19 protein-coding genes are annotated in these 20,090 nt (G+C 73.1%); 10 read left to right on the top strand and 9 right to left on the bottom strand.

Annotated elements, in window-relative coordinates; translation table 11 throughout:
• Window positions 1–120 precede the first annotated feature (120 nt).
• The 4 genes from OHA72_RS62080 (at window position 121) to OHA72_RS62065 (ending at window position 5,001) form a co-directional block, all read left to right on the top strand.
• Window positions 121–657 (top strand): (2Fe-2S)-binding protein, encoded by a 537-nt coding sequence (locus OHA72_RS62080; protein WP_327005389.1) that lies wholly within the window; start codon window positions 121–123, stop codon window positions 655–657.
• Window positions 654–3,035, top strand: coding sequence for a xanthine dehydrogenase family protein molybdopterin-binding subunit (locus OHA72_RS62075; protein WP_327005388.1), 2,382 nt, complete (start codon window positions 654–656; stop codon window positions 3,033–3,035). Before OHA72_RS62080 ends, OHA72_RS62075 begins: the two co-directional genes overlap by 4 nt.
• Complete coding sequence (locus OHA72_RS62070) at window positions 3,032–3,883, top strand: FAD binding domain-containing protein (RefSeq protein WP_327005387.1); 852 nt, start codon at window positions 3,032–3,034, stop codon at window positions 3,881–3,883. The genes OHA72_RS62075 and OHA72_RS62070 overlap by 4 nt, the downstream gene beginning before the upstream one ends.
• Window positions 3,884–4,110: 227 nt before the next feature.
• Window positions 4,111–5,001, top strand: a complete 891-nt coding sequence (locus tag OHA72_RS62065; RefSeq protein ID WP_327005386.1) for an SRPBCC domain-containing protein — start codon at window positions 4,111–4,113, stop codon at window positions 4,999–5,001.
• Window positions 5,002–5,146: 145 nt separating this feature from the next.
• Here OHA72_RS62065 and OHA72_RS62060 read toward each other — a convergent pair whose 3' ends face one another.
• The 5 genes from OHA72_RS62060 to OHA72_RS62040 all read right to left on the bottom strand — a co-directional run bounded on the left by OHA72_RS62060 (window position 5,147) and on the right by OHA72_RS62040 (window position 8,653).
• Window positions 5,147–5,743 (bottom strand): hypothetical protein, encoded by a 597-nt coding sequence (locus OHA72_RS62060; protein WP_327005385.1) that lies wholly within the window; start codon window positions 5,741–5,743, stop codon window positions 5,147–5,149.
• Entirely contained in the window at window positions 5,740–6,609 is an 870-nt protein-coding gene (locus tag OHA72_RS62055; protein WP_327005384.1) for an amidohydrolase family protein, read from the bottom strand. The genes OHA72_RS62060 and OHA72_RS62055 overlap by 4 nt, the downstream gene beginning before the upstream one ends.
• Window positions 6,606–7,415: a metal-dependent hydrolase gene (locus OHA72_RS62050; protein WP_327005383.1), complete on the bottom strand. Its 810-nt coding sequence runs from the start codon at window positions 7,413–7,415 to the stop codon at window positions 6,606–6,608. Before OHA72_RS62050 ends, OHA72_RS62055 begins: the two co-directional genes overlap by 4 nt.
• Before the next feature lie 42 nt (window positions 7,416–7,457).
• Window positions 7,458–8,090, bottom strand: a complete 633-nt coding sequence (locus OHA72_RS62045; RefSeq protein ID WP_327005382.1) for an SDR family NAD(P)-dependent oxidoreductase — start codon at window positions 8,088–8,090, stop codon at window positions 7,458–7,460.
• A gap of 65 nt (window positions 8,091–8,155) precedes the next feature.
• Complete coding sequence (locus tag OHA72_RS62040) at window positions 8,156–8,653, bottom strand: DUF1707 SHOCT-like domain-containing protein (protein WP_327005381.1); 498 nt, start codon at window positions 8,651–8,653, stop codon at window positions 8,156–8,158.
• 183 nt (window positions 8,654–8,836) lie between these two features.
• Between OHA72_RS62040 and OHA72_RS62035 the strand changes: the two genes are divergently transcribed.
• Both OHA72_RS62035 and OHA72_RS62030 read left to right on the top strand, forming a co-directional pair.
• A complete protein-coding gene (locus OHA72_RS62035) occupies window positions 8,837–10,312 on the top strand; it encodes a sensor histidine kinase (protein ID WP_327005380.1) in 1,476 nt (491 codons plus the stop codon).
• A 9-nt stretch (window positions 10,313–10,321) separates the two neighbouring features.
• A complete protein-coding gene (locus tag OHA72_RS62030) occupies window positions 10,322–10,987 on the top strand; it encodes a response regulator transcription factor (RefSeq protein WP_327005379.1) in 666 nt (221 codons plus the stop codon).
• 151 nt (window positions 10,988–11,138) lie between these two features.
• Here OHA72_RS62030 and OHA72_RS62025 read toward each other — a convergent pair whose 3' ends face one another.
• Both OHA72_RS62025 and OHA72_RS62020 read right to left on the bottom strand, forming a co-directional pair.
• Window positions 11,139–12,545, bottom strand: coding sequence for a GH1 family beta-glucosidase (locus OHA72_RS62025; RefSeq protein ID WP_327005378.1), 1,407 nt, complete (start codon window positions 12,543–12,545; stop codon window positions 11,139–11,141).
• Window positions 12,546–12,669: 124 nt separating this feature from the next.
• Window positions 12,670–12,876, bottom strand: coding sequence for a hypothetical protein (locus OHA72_RS62020; protein WP_327005377.1), 207 nt, complete (start codon window positions 12,874–12,876; stop codon window positions 12,670–12,672).
• Between the two features lie 130 nt (window positions 12,877–13,006).
• Between OHA72_RS62020 and OHA72_RS62015 the strand changes: the two genes are divergently transcribed.
• The 4 genes from OHA72_RS62015 (at window position 13,007) to OHA72_RS62000 (ending at window position 16,688) form a co-directional block, all read left to right on the top strand.
• Entirely contained in the window at window positions 13,007–13,984 is a 978-nt protein-coding gene (locus OHA72_RS62015; RefSeq protein WP_327011910.1) for an LLM class F420-dependent oxidoreductase, read from the top strand.
• Entirely contained in the window at window positions 13,984–14,778 is a 795-nt protein-coding gene (locus OHA72_RS62010; RefSeq protein WP_327005376.1) for an SDR family oxidoreductase, read from the top strand. Before OHA72_RS62015 ends, OHA72_RS62010 begins: the two co-directional genes overlap by 1 nt.
• Before the next feature lie 10 nt (window positions 14,779–14,788).
• On the top strand, window positions 14,789–15,418 hold the full coding sequence (locus tag OHA72_RS62005) for a nucleoside/nucleotide kinase family protein (protein ID WP_327005375.1): 630 nt from the start codon (window positions 14,789–14,791) through the stop codon (window positions 15,416–15,418).
• 76 nt (window positions 15,419–15,494) lie between these two features.
• Window positions 15,495–16,688 carry an alginate lyase family protein gene (locus OHA72_RS62000; RefSeq protein WP_327005374.1) on the top strand — a complete coding sequence of 398 codons (1,194 nt, stop codon included), beginning with the start codon at window positions 15,495–15,497 and terminating at the stop codon, window positions 16,686–16,688.
• Here OHA72_RS62000 and OHA72_RS61995 read toward each other — a convergent pair.
• Window positions 16,663–18,927 (bottom strand): transglutaminase TgpA family protein, encoded by a 2,265-nt coding sequence (locus OHA72_RS61995; RefSeq protein ID WP_327005373.1) that lies wholly within the window; start codon window positions 18,925–18,927, stop codon window positions 16,663–16,665. The genes OHA72_RS62000 and OHA72_RS61995 overlap by 26 nt on opposite strands.
• Window positions 18,921–20,075: a DUF58 domain-containing protein gene (locus OHA72_RS61990; RefSeq protein ID WP_327005372.1), complete on the bottom strand. Its 1,155-nt coding sequence runs from the start codon at window positions 20,073–20,075 to the stop codon at window positions 18,921–18,923. Before OHA72_RS61990 ends, OHA72_RS61995 begins: the two co-directional genes overlap by 7 nt.
• Window positions 20,076–20,090: the final 15 nt, after the last annotated feature.

Raw genomic sequence — 20,090 nt, 5'->3', positions numbered from 1 at the left:
AAGTCAAGACCCGCGGAGGGTTGCGTTTATCACCGCTTCTGGGTTCTGCTGATCAGGCAGTGGCCCGGGTGCGTCCGCCGCGCGACGGGTCGTTTCGGCACGTCCCCGCGGGAGGCAATTGTGTCCTCTTCCCATCGAGTCCGGGTCAGCGTCGACGTCGACGGCACTCGCTACGTCGACGACGTCGAGCCTCGGACCCTGCTGGTCCATCACCTTCGAGAACGCCTCGGCAAGATCGGTACGGTCGTCGGCTGCGACACCAGCAACTGCGGCTCGTGCACCGTCCTCATGGGCGATCCAGACGGCGTCCAGCACTCCGTCAAGAGCTGCTCCGTCCTCGCCGTGCAGGCCGACGGCGCGGCCGTCACCACCATCGAGGGTCTCGCCGGCCCCGGCGGAGCGTTGCACGCCGTGCAGCAGGCGTTCCACGAGCTGCACGCCCTCCAGTGCGGGTTCTGCACCCCCGGCATGATCCTGTCCGCGGTCGACCTGCTCCGCGACAACCCCGCCCCGACCGAGGCCGAGATCCGTGAAGGCCTGTCCGGAAACCTGTGCCGGTGCACGGGGTACCAGAACATCATCCGTGCGGTGCAGTCGGCCGCAACGGCCTTGCAGAGCTCCACCGAGGCCGTCCTACCGTCGGAGGCGACGGTATGACCGCGGTCGTGGAACCGGCCGCCGCGGGGGAGGTCGGCGCGTCGCGCCGGCGCAAGGAGGACGCGCGGCTCATCACCGGCCGCACCCGGTGGACCGACAACATCGCACTGCCCGGGATGCTGCACCTGGCGATCCTGCGCAGCCCGCACGCCAGCGCCCGCATCGTCGCCGTCGACGTGCGGCAGGCGCTGCGGCAACCCGGTGTCATCGACGCGTTCAGCGCGGCCGACGTCGCCGACATCCAGGGCAGCCTGCCGTGCGCCTGGCCGGTCACCGAGGACATCGTCCACCCGGTCCGGCCGCCGCTCGCCGACGGTTTCGTGCGCCACCACGGCGAGGCGGTCGCGGTCGTCGTGGCCCGCGACCGTGACAGCGCCGTCGACGCGCTCGAGGCGATCGAGGTCGAGTACGAGCCGCTGACCCCGGTCCTGGACCTGGCGGCCGCGTCGCGCGACGAGGGTCTCGTGCACCCGGACAAGGGCACGAACCGCTCGTACACCTGGATCTTCGACTCTGCGCAGGCCGGCACCGGCACCGACGTGGCCGACGCGGCCGCCGCCGCCGAGGTGACGCTGCACCGGCAGTACATCCAGCAGCGGCTCATCCCCGCGTTCATGGAGCCGCGCAGCGTCGTCGTCGACCCGGGGATGGGGGAGTACACCATCTGGTCGGCGACGCAGATCCCGCACATCCTGCGGGTGTTCTACGCGCTGCTCACCGGCGTGCCCGAGCACAAGATCCGGGTCATCGCGCCGGACGTCGGCGGCGGGTTCGGCGGGAAGCTGCAGGTCACCCCGGAGGAGATGATCGCGTTCTTCGCCGCACAGCGCGTGCGCAAGCCGGTCAAGTACACCGAGACCCGCGGCGACTCGATGCTGTCGGCGCACCACGGTCGCGACCAGATCCAGGACATCACGCTCACGGCGACCCGCGACGGCAAGCTGACCGGCATCGACGTGAAGCTCGTCGCCAACATGGGCGCCTACCTCGGTCTCGTCGGGCCGGGCGTGCCGATCCTCGGTGCGTTCATGTTCAACTCGATCTACAAGGTGCCCGCGTACCGCTTTGAGTGCGTCGGCGTCTTCACCAACACCACCATCACCGACGCCTACCGGGGCGCGGGCCGGCCCGAGGCGACGTACGCCATCGAACGGGCCATGGACGACCTCGCCGACGAGCTCGGCATCGACCCGATCGACCTGCGCCGCCAGAACTGGATCAAGGCGGAGGAGTTCCCGTTCACCACCGTCGCCGGCCTGGTGTACGACTCCGGCGACTACGACGCCGCCACGGACAAGGCCCTGGAGCTGTTCGACTACGCGGGGCTGCGCGCGGAGCAGCAGCGCCGCCGCGACACGAACGACCCCGTCCAGCTCGGTATCGGCGTGTCCACCTACACGGAGATGTGCGGCCTGGCGCCGTCACGGATCCTGGGCGCGCTGCGGTACGCGGCCGGCGGCTGGGAGTCCGCGTCGGTGCGGGTCCTGCCGACCGGCAAGGTCGAGGTCGTCACCGGCACCAGCCCGCACGGGCAGGGCCACGTGACCGCGTGGAGCCAGATCGTCGCCGACGAGCTCGGCGTCGCCTTCGAGGACGTCGAGGTCCTGCACGGCGACACCCGCACGTCGCACAAGGGTCTGGACACCTACGGGTCCCGGTCCCTGGCCGTCGGCGGGGTCGCGCTCGTCGAGGCGTGCCGCAAGGTGCGCGACAAGGCCCGCGTCGTCGCCGCGCACATGCTGGAGTGCAGCCCCGACGACATCGAGTTCACCGGCGGCGCGTTCCGCGTCCGCGGCACCCCGGACGCCTCGAAGACCCTGGCGGACACGGCGTTCGCGGTGTTCGCCGCGCACGACCTGCCCGACGGCGTCGAGGCGACCCTGGACGCGGACGCCACGTTCGACCCGCAGACGTTCTCGTTCCCGCACGGTACCCACCTGTGCGCGACCCTCGTCGACACCGCCACGGGCCACGTCACCATCCACCGCTACGTGGCCGTCGACGACGTGGGCAAGGTCGTCAACCCGCTCATCGTCGAGGGGCAGGTGCACGGCGGCATCGCGCAGGGCATCGCGCAGGCGTTGCACGAGCAGGCGGTGTACGACGAGTCGGGCACCCTGCTGACCGGATCGTTCGTCGAGTACACGATCCCCAGCGCCGCCGACCTGCCGCACCTGGTCACCGACCGCACGGAGACACCCGCGACCTCCAACCCGCTGGGCGTCAAGGGCGTCGGGGAGGCCGGCGCCATCGCCTCCACCCCGGCCGTCGTCAACGCGATCGTCGACGCGCTGCGCCCGTACGGCGTCGGCGACATCCCCATGCCCTGCACGCCCGAACGGGTGTGGCGGGCGATCAAGCACGGAGGTGCGGCGTGATCCCCGTCGCGTTCGACTACGTCAAACCGTCCACAGTGGAGGAGGCGGTTGCGGCGCTCGGCGGTGCCGAGGACGCCAAGGTCCTCGCCGGCGGGCAGTCGCTGCTGCCGGTCCTGCGGCTGCGGCTCGCCGCGCCGACCCTGCTGGTCGACCTGAGCGGCGTGCCCGGCCTCAGCGGCGTGCGGGTCGACGGCGACACCCTCGTCGTCGGCGCCATGACCACGCACGCCGAGGTGGCCTCCTCGGACCTGGTGCTGCGGCACGCGCCGCTGCTCGCGGCCGCCGCGGCCACCGTCGGGGACCGCCAGGTGCGCCACCGCGGCACGCTCGGCGGCTCCCTCGCGCACGCCGACCCGGCCGCGGACCTGCCCGCGGTGGCGGCCGCACTGGACGCGACGTACGTCGTGCAGGGCCCCGCCGGGCGGCGGGAGGTGAGCGCCGCCGACTTCGCGGTGGACCTGTTCACCACGGCGCTCGCCCCCGACGAGGTCCTCGTCGAGGTCCGGCTGTCCATCGCGGACGGCTGGTCGACGCACTACGAGAAGTTCCACCGCATGGCGCAGGCGTGGGCGATCGTCGGGGTGGCCGTGGCGGTGTCCCGCTCCAACGGGACCGTCTCAGGGGCGCGGGTCGCGCTGACCAACATGGGGCCGGTGCCGCACCGGGCCGTCGAGGTCGAGGCGGCGCTGACCGGCGGGCCGGCGACGGCTGAGGCGGTCGCGGCGGCCTGCGTGTCCGTCTCGGCGGGCACGTCACCGGTGGACGACCTCACCGCCTCCGCGGACTACCGCCGCGACCTGGCGCGGGTCCTCACCGGACGGGCGGTGTGCCGGGCGCTCGGGATCTGAGCCGCTGCCGTATCTGGGGGCCGCCCGGCGTCGTCCGCGGGCGGCCCCTCATCCTGCGCTGCACGGTGCCTGCGCTGCACGGTGCCTGCGCTGCACGGTGCCTGCGCTGCACGGCGCTTGCAAGATCGTCGCGCGGCCGCCTACCGGCACGGCGCGGCGACACGGCGCAGCCGGGTTTCGGGTGAGCGTGCTGCGCGCTGCGGCGTGACGGGACTATGGTCGACAGCGTGGCCCGGGTCACCACGCGGGCCGTGCCGCCGAGCGCTGGGGGTCTGACGACCGTGCTGCTGGAACACAGTTTCACCGTGCCCGTCCCGGTCTCGCAGGCCTGGGAGGTGCTCCTGGACATCGAGCGGATCGCCCCGTGCATGCCGGGCGCCGCACTCACCTCGTTCGAGGGCGACGACTTCGCCGGCACCGTCAAGGTCAAGCTGGGTCCGGTGAGCCTGACCTTCAAGGGCAAGGGCCGGTTCGTCGAGCGGGACGAGACGGCCCACCGGGTCGTGCTCACCGCCTCCGGCGCGGACAGCCGGGGCGGCGGCACCGCCGCGGCGAAAGTGACCGCGTCGCTGCACGACGCCGGCGACGCGGGGACCAAGGTCGAGGTCGCCACGGACCTCGACGTCACCGGCAAGGCCGCCCAGTTCGGCCGCGGCCTGATCGGCGACGTGAGCGCCAAGCTGATCGGCCAGTTCGCCGACTGTCTGGCCGGCAAGCTCGCCGCCGGCGGCCCGCCGTCAGCGGAGACCGCGGAGGGTGGCCCTGGAGCGCTGCCGGGTCAGGGCACGGCCACCGGGGCGCCGGGAGACACCGGCGCAGTGTCGGCGCCGGCCTCGGCCGCGGAGGGCGTCGCGCCGGGCACGGCCGCAGAAGCCGTCGCGCCGGGGACGGCCGCAGAAGCCGTCGCGCCGGGGACGGCCGCGGGCGCGCGGTCCGCGCCCACGGCGCTGTCGGAGTCCTCGGTGTCCGTCGACCCCGGCGACGGGGTGGAGCCGATCGACCTGCTCGCGGTGAGCGGCATCGGCGCGGTCGTGCGCCGCGCCGTGCCGTACGTCGTCACCGCCGCCGCCAGCTTCGCCGTGGTGTTCGGCGTCATCTGGTGGATCAAACGCCGCTGACCGCCGCCTACTCCCGATCGCCGCGGCCTGACCGCCGTCCGCCCGTGGCCTGACCGCCGGCTCTCGACCGTCGTGACCCGGCTGCCGTCCGCCCGCGGCCTGACCGCCGCGGTCCGGCCGCGCGGTCCGGCCGTCGTTTCCGGGATCAGGAGGCCGCGGCGCGGCCCTCGGCGAAGAACGCGGCCACCGCGGTCGCGTCGCCGAGGGCGCTCAGGGGCCGTGCGGCGCCGAACGACACGTTCCAGAAGTCACCCTCGCGGGGCTTCCACGGCCCGACGTACGCATACGGCTCCGAGATCGCCGAGTCGCCCGTGGACACCCCGTAGTTCACCTCGCCGAGGGAGATGCCGACGTCGAAGTGCTCCGGCCACAGCACCGGCGTCTCGTCCGGGGCGAACCGCCGCAGCGCCGCGTCGCCGACGGCGAGGGCGCCCAGGACAACGCCGGCGCCGGTGGTCACGACCGGGTCGTCCGGCTTGGCGCCGGAGCCGTCCTTGTAGAGCCCTTCCGGGGCGCCGGCGTCCAGGCCGGCGGCGGCCGCCAGCTGGGCGAACGTCTGCCCCGCATACGGGATGCGGCGCCCGTCGACGACCAGTGCGTCGGCCTCGGCCTGCACGTCGGGTGCGGCGACGGTGGCGAAGCCGGCCGGGGTGACCCGGAGCCGGATGGTGCCGCTGCGCCGGTACTGAGGGCCGGCGAGCAGCAGCTCCGCCAGGCCGTGCCAGGAGTTCGAGTTCGTCACCAGTCCATCATGCCCGCGGCGTTGCCCCAGCAGACCGCGCGCAGCCAATCGTCACCGAACCCTAAGCGTTGCAACGAGTCGAGCTGGTGCGCGTACGGGTGAGGGATGTTGGGGTAGTCGCTGCCGAGCAGCACACGGCCGGCCAGGCCGAGCTCCTCCACCCTGGGGAGGAGTTCCGGTGGGAAGCCCGGGAAGAAGGTTGTGAAGACCATCGTCGTGTCGAGCATGACGTTGGCGTACCGGTCGGCGAGTTCCAGGAAGCCCTGGTACTCGGGGGCGCCGAAGTGGGCGATGACCGCGACCAGCGCCGGGTGGCGGCGCAGCACCTCGCCGAACGGGCCGGGGCCGGTGTACCCGTTGGCGACCGGGCCGGAACCGGCGTGCACGACCACCGGGGTACCCGCGTCGGCGAGCAGTCCCCAGACCGGCTCCAGCAGCGGGTCGTTCGGGTCGTAGCCGCCGACCTGCAGGTGCACCTTGAAGATCCGGGCACCCGCGGCGAGGGCGGCCTCGACGACGCCGAGGACGTCCGGCTCGGGGTAGAACGTCGCGCTCGGCACGCACTCGGGCGTGCGGGCCGCGAAGTCCAGGGTCCACGCGTTGAGGTCGGCGGCCATGCCGGGGCGGTGCGCGTACGCCAGCGCGGTGAACCGCCGCACCCCCATGGCCCGCAGGTGCCCGGCCCGCTCCTCGTCGCTGCCGCGGTAGCGGATCGGCCACGGCCGCCCGACCAGCGGGCCGCCGGCGTCGAAGTGTGCCCACACCTTGCGCAGCATGCGCTCGGGCAGGAAGTGCGTGTGCACATCGAACAGGCCGGGCAGGCCCAGCGCCTGCCAGAACGCGGGGACCTCGTCGTCATCCTTCACACGGATATGTTGAACCTGTCGAGCAGGACCGGCGCGACCAGCAGGGATCCGGCGAAGATGGCGACCGTGGTGAAGACGATGCGCAGCACGACGGTCTCGGTCTTGTCGCCCGCGGTCAGAGCCACCGAGTGCGGCAGGCCGATGTTGCGCCACAGCCGCCGGCCGGTGGGGATCGGCCAGAAGATGGGTGAGCCGTGCCGGGTGATCATGTCACCGGCGAGATGGATGAGCCCGCCCACGCCGACCGCCATGCCCAGCAGGGGGTAGCCGCGGTCGCCGGGGAGCCGCTCGTACACGAGGAATGCGGCAGCGGCGGCGGCCAGCGTCACGATGAGCCAGCCGGCGCGCTCCGCCCACCGCTCGAACAGGCCGCGCAGCGCCATCGCGAACGCGAAGAACAGCACGCCCATGACGGCCCACTTGCCGTACGCGTTGCACAGCGCCAAGGTGCCGTAGCCGACGCCGACGTTGAAGACGATGGTGTGCGTCAGCGTCCGGTGCCCGTTGCGGCGGCGCGGGTCGTGCTTGAGCCGCGTGAGCCGGTAGACGCCGAGGGAGAACTTCTCGACCACCTCGGCCAGGAACAGCGTGAGCACCCCGAACGTGTGCGCCACCGTCGCGCCGCCCTGCCGGGTGGTGACGCGGCCGGACAGGTCGAGGTCCGGCAGCAGCGCGCCACCGGCGCAGATCGCGGTGCCGACCGCGAGCTGCAACGGCGTCTGGTGGAAGTCCGCGAGCTGGTCCAGCGCGAGCGAGCCGGCCAACCACACGGCCGCTCCAGAAAGCGCATGCGAAGAGCCCATCATGATCGGGACTATCCCATGGGGACCATCATTCGTACATAGGAGCTACAGCCGCGAATAGGTGCCTGCGACGTCGAGCGTGGTCGCCGTCATCGTCGCGGGCGCGTCGGAGGCCAGGTAGACCGCGGCGAAGGCCACATCCTCCACCCGCTCGGCGTGTGGTGTCCAGGACACGACATTCGCCCGCACGCCCGATCCCGCGACCTCCCGCGCCACGTGCTGCGTGAGCGCGGTCACCCCGCCGCCGACCGCGCTCGTCGCCGCGTCCGTGCCGAACGGTGCGACGGTCACCACCGCGCCGGTGCGCGCCTCGGCCATGCTGGGCACGAACGCCTGCAGCGCCTCGAACGTCGCGGTCAGTCCACTGTCGACACTCACGCGGAAGTCGGCGCCCGCGCCGGTCGTGCATGGGAGAACGAACAACAGGTCAGGCGGGCCGACCTCGCTGAGGACCCCGGCGTGGACCGACGCCACGTCGACTCCGGTGGACACGATGCCGACCGCGTCCGCGCCGACCCACCGCAGCTCGTCGACCAGGTCCTGCAACTCGGTCTCGTCGTCGCCGATGACCGCGATCCTGGCGCCTCGCGCGGCGAGCAGCCGGCACACCGCCGCGCCGACCCCGTCGGCACCGCCGAGCACCACCGCGACCCGGCCCTTGAGCTCGGTTCGGTACATGCCATCCAGCCTCTCGTCATCGGCGGGGCGCCGCGCCGTGGCGGCACCCCGCTGCCGCGGTTGCGTCAGCTCCAGCCGTTGCGGTCCGAAGCCGCCGCCCACGGCCCGTGTCCGTGTCCGTGCCGGTGCCCCCATTGCCTGCCCGCCCACGGCGGGCCCCCCGCCGCCGCCCAGCGCCGCCAGCGGGCGTGCTTGAAGACGCTGAGCACGAGGAAGAACAGCGGGATCGCCGGCCAGAAGAAGTGCGCGCCGGACAGCGCCCACAACCCGGTCAGCGCGACGGCGACCACGGCCACGAACGCGCCGTGCCTGGCCAGGTGCCGCCGGCCCTGGCGCAGGAACTCCGCCTGCGTCTCCGGCAGCTCGAACAGCCCGCGTCGGCCCCCCTCGGGCAGGTCGGCGGTCAGCGGCGGCAGCTCGTCGCGGAACTTCGCCGCGTACACCTGGGCGAGCCGCTCCTCACCCTCCTCCAGCGTCAGCCGTCCCTCGGTCATTGCGGCACGCAGCATGCTGGCGTACTGCTCGCGCTCCTTGTCGGAGGCTCGTACCCGTTCGCCGGCCATCTCGGCCCCCTTCCATGTTGCTCCCAGCGTGACGGCCGCCGGCCGTACGCGCGTCGCACCGGTGTCGTGTCGTCGTGTACTGCTTGGGGCGCACACCGGCGCCGCGTGTACGACCCAGGGAGTACGCCATCGCGCGACCTGAAGGCGACGTCGCGGCCGCCGGCCCTGCACTACCTTTGCGGTGTGAGACGACAACCGCCCTGGACCAGGGACCTGCGCGCCTCGCGCGAGGCCCGGCGTCTCGCGCGGCTGGCCTATCGCATGGAGTCCATGGAGCGGCACGAGCGCAAGCGGTGGCGCGGCCCGCACCCGCTCGGCATCGTCGTGGCGATGGCCCTGGTGCAGGTCCTCGGCACCCGCGCCGCCGCATACGGCACGACGGGCACCGAGGTCCTGGACCGCACCGGCTATCTGCTGCTCCTCGCCGGGCCGCTCGCGCTGCTGGTCCGGGAGCGGTGGCCACTGGTCTCGCTCGTCGGCGCGCTGGTGCCGACCGCCGCCTACTTCAGCCTCGGCTATCCCGACGGGCCGGGGTTCGTCGCCGCGATCGTCGCGATGTTCACCGCGCTCGCGTCCGGCTACCGCTGGCTGACGTGGGCGGCCGTCGCCGCCGCGTTCAGCGTTTTCGCCGTTCTGGTACGAGGGGACGAGTCCGCCTCCCGTGTCGTGCTCATCGGCGTGTGGTGCCTGGTGATCGCGGGGTTCGGTGAGGCGGCCAGGGTCCGCGGCATGCGCTACTCGCAGATGGCCCGCGACTGGTCCGCGCAGCAGCAGCTGGCCCGCGCCGAGGAGGAGAAGGCACGCGTCGAGCAGGCACGCCGGCAGGCCAGCGACGAGCGGCTGCTCATCGCCCGCGAGCTGCACGACGTCATCGGCCACCACCTGTCCCTCATCAACGTCCAGGCGGGCGTCGGCCTGCACCTGATGGACGAGCAGCCGGAGCAGGCCAGGGTCGCGCTCACCGCCATCAAGCACGCCAGCGCCGAGGCGCTGCGCGAGACCCGCTCCGTCCTGGCCGGCCTCAACCCGGGCGAGGCGGCCCCGCGGACGCCGGCGCCCGGCCTGCGCGACCTGGACCGGCTCGTCGAGGAGGCCCGCGCCGTCGGCCTGCCGGTCACGGTCGACACGGTCGGCGAGCCGGGCCCGCTGCCGCCGCAGGTGGACCGGGCCGCGTTCCGGATCGTGCAGGAGGCGCTGACCAACGTCCGCCGCCATGCCGGGCCGGGCGCGGCCGCGACGATCGTCGTCGGCTACGCGCCGGGCGAGCTCACCATCCACGTCACCGACGACGGCCGGGGCGCCGCCACCGGGCACCTGGACGACGCCCACCCGCCGGTCGCCGTCGCCGCCGGGCCGGGCCCGGCCACGACCGGCCCGGAGCCGGCCGGCTCGAGCGCCGGCGCTGATGCCGGCAGAGGTGCCGCCGGGGGCGGCGGGGTGCCACTGGGGGCGGCGGGGGTGCCACTGGGGGCGGTGGTGTGCCTGACGGCGGCGGGATCGGCGGCAACGGGATCGCCGGCATGCGCCACCGGGCCGCCACCTTCGGCGGCGTGGTCGAGGCCGGCCCGCGCCCCGGCGGTGGTTTCGAGGTCCGTGCCAGGATTCCCGTTCGCGAGGAGCAGCCATGACCACACGCCGCACCGGTCGCAGCAGCCGTGAGGAGCGAGGGTGATCAGGGTCCTGCTGGCCGATGACCAGGCGCTGGTGCGGGCGGGGTTCCGGGCGCTGCTCGACGCGCAGGCCGACATCGAGGTCGTCGGGGAGGCCGCGGACGGGTCCGAGGCGGTGCGGCTCGCGGTGCAGACGCAGCCCGATGTGGTGCTGATGGACATCCGGATGCCGGTGCTCGACGGCCTCGAGGCGACCCGGCAGATCGTCGCCGACGGGCGGCTGGCGCAGGTGCGGATCGTGATCCTGACGACGTTCGACCTGGATGAGTACGTGTTCGAGTCGCTGCGGGTCGGGGCGAGCGGGTTCCTGGTCAAGGACACCGAGCCGGTCGACCTGCTGCGGGGCGTGCGGGCCGTCGCCGGCGGGGACGCGCTGCTGTCACCGGGCGTGACCCGGCGGCTGATCGAGGAGTTCGCGAGCCGGTCCCGGGCGCCGCTTGCCCCGATGTCCCTGGCCGTGCTGACCGACCGGGAGCGCGAGGTGATGGCGCTCGTCGGCGTCGGACTGTCCAATGAGGACATCGCGACGAAGCTGTTCGTCAGCCCGGCGACCGCGAAGACCCACGTCAGCCGAGCCATGATCAAGCTCGGCGCACGGGACCGCGCGCAGCTGGTCGTGTTCGCATACGAGGCGGGCCTGGTCAAACCCGGCTGGCTCGGCTGAGACCCCGCGAAGGCTGGGACCCCGCGAAGGCTGGGACCCCGCGAAGGCTGGGACCCCGCGAAGGCTGGGACCCCGCGAAGGCTGAGACCCCGCGAGAGGTCCGCCGATCGCCCGGCCGGCGTGGAGGGCGCGGGCAGAGGAGATGGCGGGTTCAGATGCCGTTGCGGGCGATGACCTGCTGATACCAGTCGGCGCTGGCCTTGCGGCGGCGTTGCTGGGTCGTGTAGTCGACGTGGATGATGCCCCAGCGTTGCGAGTAGCCCTCGGCCCACTCGAAGTTGTCCAGCAGCGACCACACGTGGTAGCCCTCCAGCCGGACGCCGTCACGGATGGCCTGGTGGGCGGCGGTGAGGTGGTCGCGCAGGAAGGTGATGCGGTCCTGGTCGTCGACGGGCTGGAGCGAGGGCATGCCGTTCTCGGTGATGGTGAGCGGGATGTCGCCGTAGTCCCGCTTGATCCGGGTCAGCAGGTCGTGCAGGCCCTGCGGGTATATCTCCTGCCAAGTGGCCTGTGAGGTCGGGTGTTTCTGGACGCGGCCGCCCTTGGCGGTGACGTAGGTGGGGTTGTAGTACTGCACGCCGAGCAGGTCGCTCTTCGAGCCGATGACGGCCAGGTCACCGTCGTGGATCGCGGCGCGGACCGGGGCGTCCGACGGTTGCGTGGCCAGCCAGTCGTCGGGGTACCGGCCGAGCAGCACCGGGTCGAGCCAGCGCCGGTTCTCCTCACCGTCGGCGATCGTGGCCTGGCGGCGGGCGGCGTCGGAGTCGTCGGCGGGGTAGGCCGGCGACAGGTTCAGTGCCGCGCCGATGCGGCCCTTGCGGCCGGTGGCCCGGAACGCCTGGACGGCGAGGCCGTGGCCGAGCAGGAGATGGTGGCCGACGACGTTGGCGACCCGGCGGTCCCGCACGCCGGGCGCGTGGATGCCGGCGGTGTAGCCGACCTCGACCACCGTCTTCGGCTCGTTGAGCGTCAGCCAGGTCTGCACCTTGTCGCCGAGGGAGTAGCAGACGACGGTGGCGTAGTCGGCGAACCATTTCGCGCAGTCGCGGGAGGCCCAGCCGCCGGACTCCTGCAACGCCTGCGGGGTGTCCCAGTGGAACAGGGTGGCGACTGGGGTGATGTCGCGGGCGAGGAGCCCGTCGACGAGCCGGTGGTAGAAGTCGAGGCCCTTGGCGTTGACGGTGCCGCGGCCGGTCGGCAGGACCCTCGACCACGAGATCGAGAAGCGGTAGCTCTTCAGGCCCAGGCCGCGCATGAGGTCGAGGTCTTCGTAGCTGCGGTGGTAGTGGTCGGCGGCGACGTCGCCGGTGCCACCGTCCTCGGTGCGCCCCTGCTGGTGGCTGAACACGTCCCACACCGACGGCCCGCGACCGTCCTCCGTCGCCCCGCCTTCCACCTGGTACGCCGATGTCGAAGCGCCCCACGCGAACCCGTTCGGGAACACCAGGCCGGCCGGAGGGGCCGGGGAAGCAGCAGGGCGGCGCGGCGGGTCCCCGGCGGAGCAGCCGGCACCCACCGCACCGGCCGCGGCCAGAGTGAGCACGTGACGCCGTCGCATCCGGCCAAGGTAGCCAACCCGCGCACGCCGCGGACAAAGCGCAGCAAAGCAAACGCAAACGCGGGCGCAGACGCACAGCGGCCGCCCCCGCGTGGAGCGGGAGCGGCCTGCGGACCAGCGGGTGTCAGTCGGCGAGCGCGACGAGGCCCTGCGCCCAGCGGAAGTACTTGTTGGTGCCCAGGTCGCGGACGGTCTTGATGCCGAAGGCGGCGGCCAGCTTCTCCGCGTCGCCCTCGGTGACGCCGGCGATCGCCGTGACGGGTGCGTCGGCGATCTCCTGCGCGCTCTTGCCTTCCCATTCCTTCATGAGCTTCTTTTCCAGACCAAGCATGTGGTTGCTCCTTCTCGATCGAGGTCCGCGCAAACCGGTGCGGGGAAACCGGTGGAAGGCTACCCAGCCCTCTCGCTTGCCACACTAGCCGTGTCGCGGAGATGATCGGTTGATGACCAGCCAATGGGGGCTGACGGTGCCGCTCGCCGGTGTGCCGTTGCCCGAGCACGCAGCGTTGCTGAAGGCGTTGCCCGATCTGGGGTACTCGGACATCTGGTCCTCGGAGGTCGCCGGCACGGACGCGTTCACGCCCCTGGCCCTGGCATCGGTGTGGGAGCCGCGGCTGCGGCTGGGCACCGCGATCGTCCCGGTCTTCACCCGCGGGCCCGCGCTGATCGCGATGCAGGCCGCGACGCTGGCGGAGGCCGCTCCCGGGCGGGTCGCGCTGGGCATCGGCGCGTCGTCGCCGGTCGTCGTCGGCGACTGGAACGCGGTGCCGTTCGAGCGGCCGTTCGAGCGGAGCCGTGACGTGCTGCGCTTCCTGCGCACTGCCCTCGCGGGTGAGGTGGTGGACGGTGCGTTCGACACGTTCCAGATCAGGCGCTTCCGTCTGGAACGGCCGCCGGGTGTACCGCCGAAGCTCCTGCTCGCGGCCCTGCGGGCCAAGATGCTGCGACTGGCCGCCGCCGAGGCGGACGGTGCCGTGCTCAACTGGCTCTCGGTCGAGGACGTGGCGACGGTGCGCAAGGAGCTGACCGGCGCGCCCGAGGGGTTCGAGGTGGCGGCCCGCATCTTCGTATGCCCGACCGAGGACGAGGCCGTGGCGCGGGAGACCGCCCGCCGGCTGATCGCCGCGTACCTGACCGTCCCCGCGTATGCGGCGTTCCACCGCTGGCTCGGCCGCGGTGAGGTGCTCAAGGCGATGTGGGACGCGTGGGCCGCCCGGGACCGCAAGGCCGCGCTCGCCGCGATCCCCGACGAGGTCGTCGACGCGCTGATCGTGCACGGCAGCCCGCAGCGGTGCCGGGAGCACGTCCAGCGATACGCGGACGCGGGCGTCACGACCCCGGTGATGGCGCTGCTGCCGACGCCGGAGCTCACCGCCGGTGGCAGCGGCGTGAACCCAGGGGTCCTGCTGGACACGCTGCGGGCACTGGGAGCGCGGTAGTGGACCTCGCCGGGAAGATCGTCGTCATCACCGGAGCGGCCGGTGGCATCGGTGCCGCACTGACCCGCAGGTTCGCCGCCGAGGGTGCCGCCACGCTCGTCCTCGCCGACCTCGACGGCGACGCCGCCGAAGCCCTCGCCAGGACCGTCACGACGGCGGAGACCCGGGCGGTGGCCGTCGACGTGACGGACGAGGGGCAGGTCGCCGAGCTCGTCGCGGAGACCGAGGAGCGCTTCGGCCAGATCGACCTGTTCTGCGCCAACGCCGGCATCACCAGCGGCGAGGGGCTTGAGGCGTCCGCGGAGACGTGGTCGCGGACCTGGGCCGTCAACGTCCTGTCGCACGTGTACTCGGCCCGCGCGGTCCTGCCCGGCATGCTGGAGCGCGGCGAGGGGTACCTGCTGCACACCTGCTCCGCCGCGGGCCTGCTCACCGCGGTCGGCGACGCACCGTACGCGGTGACCAAGCACGCGGCAGTGTCGTTCGCGGAGTGGCTGTCGATCACGTATGGCGCGAGGGGCGTCAAGGTCAGCGCGCTGTGCCCGCAGGGCGTGGACACCCCGATGCTGCAGGACGGCCTCGCGGCCGGGCACATCGGCGCGAAGGTGACCGCGGCCGGGGGAGCGGTGCTGTCCGCCGAGGCGGTCGCCGGGTCCGTGGTGGAGGGCCTCGCCGCCGAGCGGTTCCTGATCCTGCCGCACCCCGAGGTCCAGAAGTACTACCTGCACCGCGTGACCGACACCGACCGGTGGCTGGCCGGCATGCGTGGCCTGGCCGCCAGCCTCGAACCATGAGTGCGCGGCCATGAGGCGCCCCGACGTCCTGAGCGAGGCGCTCGACGTGGTCGGGCCCTTCGTGCGCCAGCATGCCGGACGCTCGATCATCGGCATCTGCGGGCCGCCGGCGGCCGGCAAGTCGACGCTGTCCAGCGCCCTCGCCGCGGCCCTGGACAGCAGCGTGGCCGTGCCGATGGACGGGTTCCACCTGTCCAACGTGGAGCTGGACCGGCTCGGCCTCACCAACCGCAAGGGCGCGCCGGAGACGTTCGACGCGGCCGGGTTCGTGCACCTGCTGCGGCGGCTGCGGGCCGCGGACCACCTCGTCTACGCACCCAGCTACAGCCGCACCCTGCACGAGTCGATCGGCGGGGTGATCCCGGTGCCGGTCACCACCCGGGTGATCGTCGTGGAGGGCAACTACCTGCTGCTCGACGACGGCCCGTGGGCGCAGGTCCGCGAGCTGCTGGACCTGGTGCTGTATCTGGACGCCCCCGACGACCTGCGGCAGGACTCGCTGGTGCGCCGGCAGCTGGCGAAGGGCCTCGACCTGCACGACGCCCACGACTGGGTGGAGCGCAGCGACGAGCGCAACGCGGCGGTCATCGCGGGCACCCGGGACCGGGCGGACCTCATCCTGACCCGAAGCGCGGCTTAAGTCTTCCTGTGCCCGATTGACCGGCACCGATCAGATAGGCAATCTGCCTGACAGTTGTCTATCTGTGAGGAGCACCATGCGCAGACTCGTCCTCGGCGCCGCCGGGCTCGCCGTCGCGATCGCCGTGGCCGGCACCACGTATGCCGTCGCGGCGACGAAGGCGCAAAATGCCCCGGCCGTGGCCGCCGCGCCCGCAACGTTCGCCCACCCCGGCGTGTTCGTCAGCAAGGCCCAGCTCGACTTCGTCCGCGGCAAGGTCCAGGCCGGTGCGCAGCCCTGGAAGGGCGCCTACGACCAGATGCTGGGCAGCAGGTACGCGTCGCTGTCGAGGACCCCGAAACCCCGCGCGACCGTGGAGTGCGGCTCCTACTCCAACCCCAACAACGGCTGCACCGACGAGCGCGAGGACGCCCTCGCCGCGTACACGCTGTCGCTGGCCTGGTACGTGACCCGCGACAGCCGGTACGCCACGAAGGCCATCGCGATCATGGACGCCTGGTCCGCCACGATCAAGGACCACACCAACAGCAACGCGCCGCTGCAGACCGGCTGGGCCGGGTCGTCGTGGCCGCGCGCCGCCGAGATCATCCGGTACACCTACTCGTCGTGGCCGAACCAGGCGCGCTTCGGCACGATGCTGCGCACGGTGTACCTGCCGAAGGTCATCAACGGCTCCAGCAGCAACGGCAACTGGGAACTGTCCATGATGGAGGCCGCGATCGGCATCTCGGTGTTCCTGGAGGACCGCACCAGCTGGGACAAGGCGATGGCCAAGTTCCGCGCCCGCGTGCCCGCCTACCTGTACATCACCGCCGACGGTGCGCAGCCCAAGGGCATCGGCAGCATCGACACCCGCTCCGAGATCATCAACTACTGGCAGGGGCAGAGCACGTTCGTGGACGGCCTGTCCCAGGAGACGTGCCGCGACTTCACGCACACCGGCTACGGCATCTCGGCGATCTCGCACATCGCGGAGACCACCCGCATCCAGGGCCAGGACGTCTACCCGGAGATCGCCGACCGGCTCCGGCACGCGCTCGGCTTCCACAGCAGGTATCAGCTGGGTGAGGGCGTCCCGTCGTGGCTGTGCGGCGGCAAGCTGACCTTCGGGCTCGGCCCGGTGACCGAGGTCGGCTACAACGCCCTGCACAACCGGATGGGCATCGCGATGTCCAACACCCAGCGGCTGACCGAGCAGTCCCGCCCGGCCGGCAGCAACAACCTGTTCGTGGCGTGGGAGACCCTCACCCACGCCGACAACCCGGCCTGAACCTACTTCCAGAACAGCGGGCGGGGGTCGAGCGTCCACCGCAGGCGGCGCCAGAACCCCCGCCTGGCCCGCAGCTCCTCGACGTACGCGACGGCCTGCACGGCGGCCCGGGTGGCCTGCTCCTCGCCCGGGCCGGCGGGCAGGCCGCCGTCTGCGGGCCGGCGAACGCGACCGCGTTGATGAGCGCGGCGACGTCGTCGACCGGTGGCGTCGCGGAGCGGATCGTGGCCACGCCGCGGGGCTTGGAGTGGGCGCGGCCGGTGGCCGCGGTCGCCGCGTAGTGCGCCACCTCGGACGCCGTCAGCTGCGGCGGGGCGGGCCGGCCCGCGAGGCGCAGGCCGGTCAGGACCTCGGCCCAGGCGGCGTCGATGCGCTGCGCCGGGGTCCCCTGCGCGAGCCGGCGGCGCCTGCGGGTGCGTTTCGCCAGGGGTACCACCGCCGCGAACGCCACCAGGGCGACCAGGAGTGCACCGCCGGACACCGCGACCATGACCCCGGTGCTCGAGCGCTGTGCGGAGGCGTCGCCGGTCGGTGCCACCGTGGGCTTCGGCGACTGTGACGCGACCGAGCCGGACGGCGCCGGCACGGTCTCCGGCGGCGGCTGCGACGCAGGTGGCTTCGGCCGGAAGTCGTCCTCGGTCGGGCGCTGGACCGTGTCGGCCTTCGGCATCGGGTCGAACGGCTCCCAGACGCCGTTGAACAGCACCTCCGGCCAGGCGACGGCGTCGCCGCCGTGGACCTCGTTGCGGCCGGCGTCGACCCGGAACCCGACGGCCAGGCGCGTCGGCAGGCCCATCAGCCGGGCCAGGACCGCGAACGCGGCCGCGAACTGCTCGGAGGTGCCCTTCTGCCCGCCGGCCTGTTTGGGGCCGAACAGGAAGTATTCGACGTTGGGGTAGGCGTGCCCGCTCGGGGCGTCGCCGACGACCTTGTAGTGCTCGGACAGCCAGCCGACGATCGCGAACGCCTTCTGGTAGGGCGAGGACACGCCCTCCCCGAGGTGCTGCGCGAGCTGCGCGATCGAGTCGGGGACCTTGCCGGGCAGGGCCAGGTGCCGGGCGACCGCGTCGGTGTTGGGCACGTCGGCGACCTGCATCGCGTTCTCGTCGGGGCGGTGCGCGCGGGAGACGACGCTGTACTGCACGCCGGGGCGCAGCCCGTCGGACAGGATCATCGTGCCGTCGGTGGTGTCGACGGCGACGCGCACGCCGTTGACCTCCTCCGGGGTCGCGATCCCCGGCAGCAGCCGCCCGTCGAGGTCGGCGATGCGGAACACCTGCCGGACCTGCGGGTCGGTGAGGACGGGTTTGCCCGCCACGATGCGGCCGGCGTTGCGGTAGGTGGCGCCGACCCGCCAGGTGACGCCGTCGTAGTCGTTGAGCACCGCCAGGCGCACCGGCGGCGGCGCGTCGGTGCCGGTGACCTCGACGTCGAACAGGTGCTGGTCGTGGTTGAGCGCCCAGCCCGACAGCCGGACCAGCGGGCTCTCGTCGAGCGAGTCGAGCTGCGGCGGGGTCACCATGTTGCGGGGTTCGGCGGGGCTGGTGCCGACCTTCGCCGCGACGCTCGGGCCGAGCAACTGCGACAGCACGACGATCGCGGCCAGACCGGCGGCGGCGCCGGCGCCCACCCGCAGCCGCAGGGTGCGCCGCTGGCCTTCGGTCAGGCGGTCCTCCTCGGCGGGCGGCGGCCGGTTGGACACGATGAGGCCGAGCGCGGCGAAGCCCGCGAACGCCAGTGGCACCCAGCCGGCCGCCGTGCCGTTGGGGCCGACGAGGTACAGCGCGCCGCCGAACAGCACCGTCGGCGGCGCGTAGGACAGCAGGACGCGGTGGTAGCGCACCCCGAGCTCGGCGGCGGCGAGACCGGCCAGCCAGGTCAGGATCACCGGCAGCAGGACCGTGTCCGGCTGCGGCTCGATCGGGATCAGCGCGAGCAGCAGCCGGGGGATGCTGCTGCGCAGCGCCTCGCGCAGCGCCGGGAGGCTGCCGTCGACCCCGGCCGCGGCGGCGGAGACCCGCATCGCGAGCAGGACGACCCCGATCAGGCCCACGACGCTCAGCGGTGCCGCGCTCCAGCCCGGCAGGCGGCGGGCGGCGACGCTGATGCCGACGGAGCCGGCGGCGGCGCCCGCCATCAGCTGCAGCAGCAGCGGCCCGTAGTAGATCGGGGCGAGCGCGAGCGCGGCCATGACCAGCATGCCGAGCAGCGCCACCGCGACCAGCAGCCGCCTCACCATGCGCCGACCCCGTCCCAGGCGGCGGCGAAGTCGGCGCCGTCGGCGGCCGAAAGGACCTGCAGGCCGTCCAGCGCGGTGGGGACCTCCCCGTCGGCCGTGCCGAACGCGCCGGCGATCAGCGACGGGTACGCCGCGCGCAGCGTCCCGACCCGGCCGAGGTCGGCGGCGCCGCCGGGCCCGGTCAGGTAGACCAGGGTGTCGCCGACCCGGCGGGTGCGCAGCTGCGCCACCGTCGAGTCCAGCTGGTCCCCGGCGCCCAGCGTGGCCTCGGCGAGCAGGTCCAGGTAGCCGCGGGTGTCCTTGCCGCCGGCGTGCGCGCCGCCGGCCAGCCGCAGCGTCACCGGCAGCTCCTCCCGGAACGCGGCCATGACGATCGACGCGGCCGCCTCGCACGCGGACTCGAAGTGCGCGCTGTCGCGGGAGCGGTCCGCGTCGGGGTAGGCGGCGAGGCGGTCGTCGAGCAGCACGACCAGGCGGGGCAGGCTGGTGTCGAGGTGCTCACGGACCATCAGCTCGCCGACCCGTGCCGTGGTGCGCCAGTGCACGTGCCGCAGCTCGTCGCCGACCACGTATTCCCGCAGCGTGTCGAACGTGATGCTGCCGTGCGGGACCCGGTCGACGCGCCCGTCGAGGGAGCGCATCACGCCGGTCGGCACCGCGGTCAGGTGGTGCACCGTCGGATACACCCACACCTTGCTGACCCCGCCGTAGCCGCGGGCGAGGGTCAGCAGCCCGAGCGGGTCGCGCCGCACGACGCGCAGCGGCCCGATGTCGACCACGCCGCGGCGGGCCGTCGGCACCGGATAGGCGGCGGTGGTGGTGGCGCCGGCCTTCAGCCGCAGCAGCGGCACCGGCACCGAGGCCGGGCCGCACCGGTCGTGGGCGATGAGGGTGGCGCCGCGCAGCCGGCTGGTGTTGCCGACGGTGAGCGTCACCGTGCTCGACTCGCCGCGCATGACCCGGTCCGGGTCGACGGCCCGGGCCACGGTCAGCCGCGGTCGCCACCACACGTAGGCGAAGCCGAACAGCACCGCGGCGACGGCGGCGGTGCCGACCACGGTCAGCTGCGCGTACTGGAACGCGAACCCGACGGCGACCAGGACGGGCGCCGACACGGACAGACCGATCCCGCGGGACGTGAACCGCATCGCCTGCCCGCTTCG

This window comes from Dactylosporangium sp. NBC_01737, assembly GCF_035963215.1.
Taxonomy (GTDB): Bacteria; Actinomycetota; Actinomycetes; order Mycobacteriales; family Micromonosporaceae; genus Dactylosporangium.
Note: the sequence above shows the minus strand (reverse complement) of the source record. Positions and strands in the feature narration are given on the sequence as shown.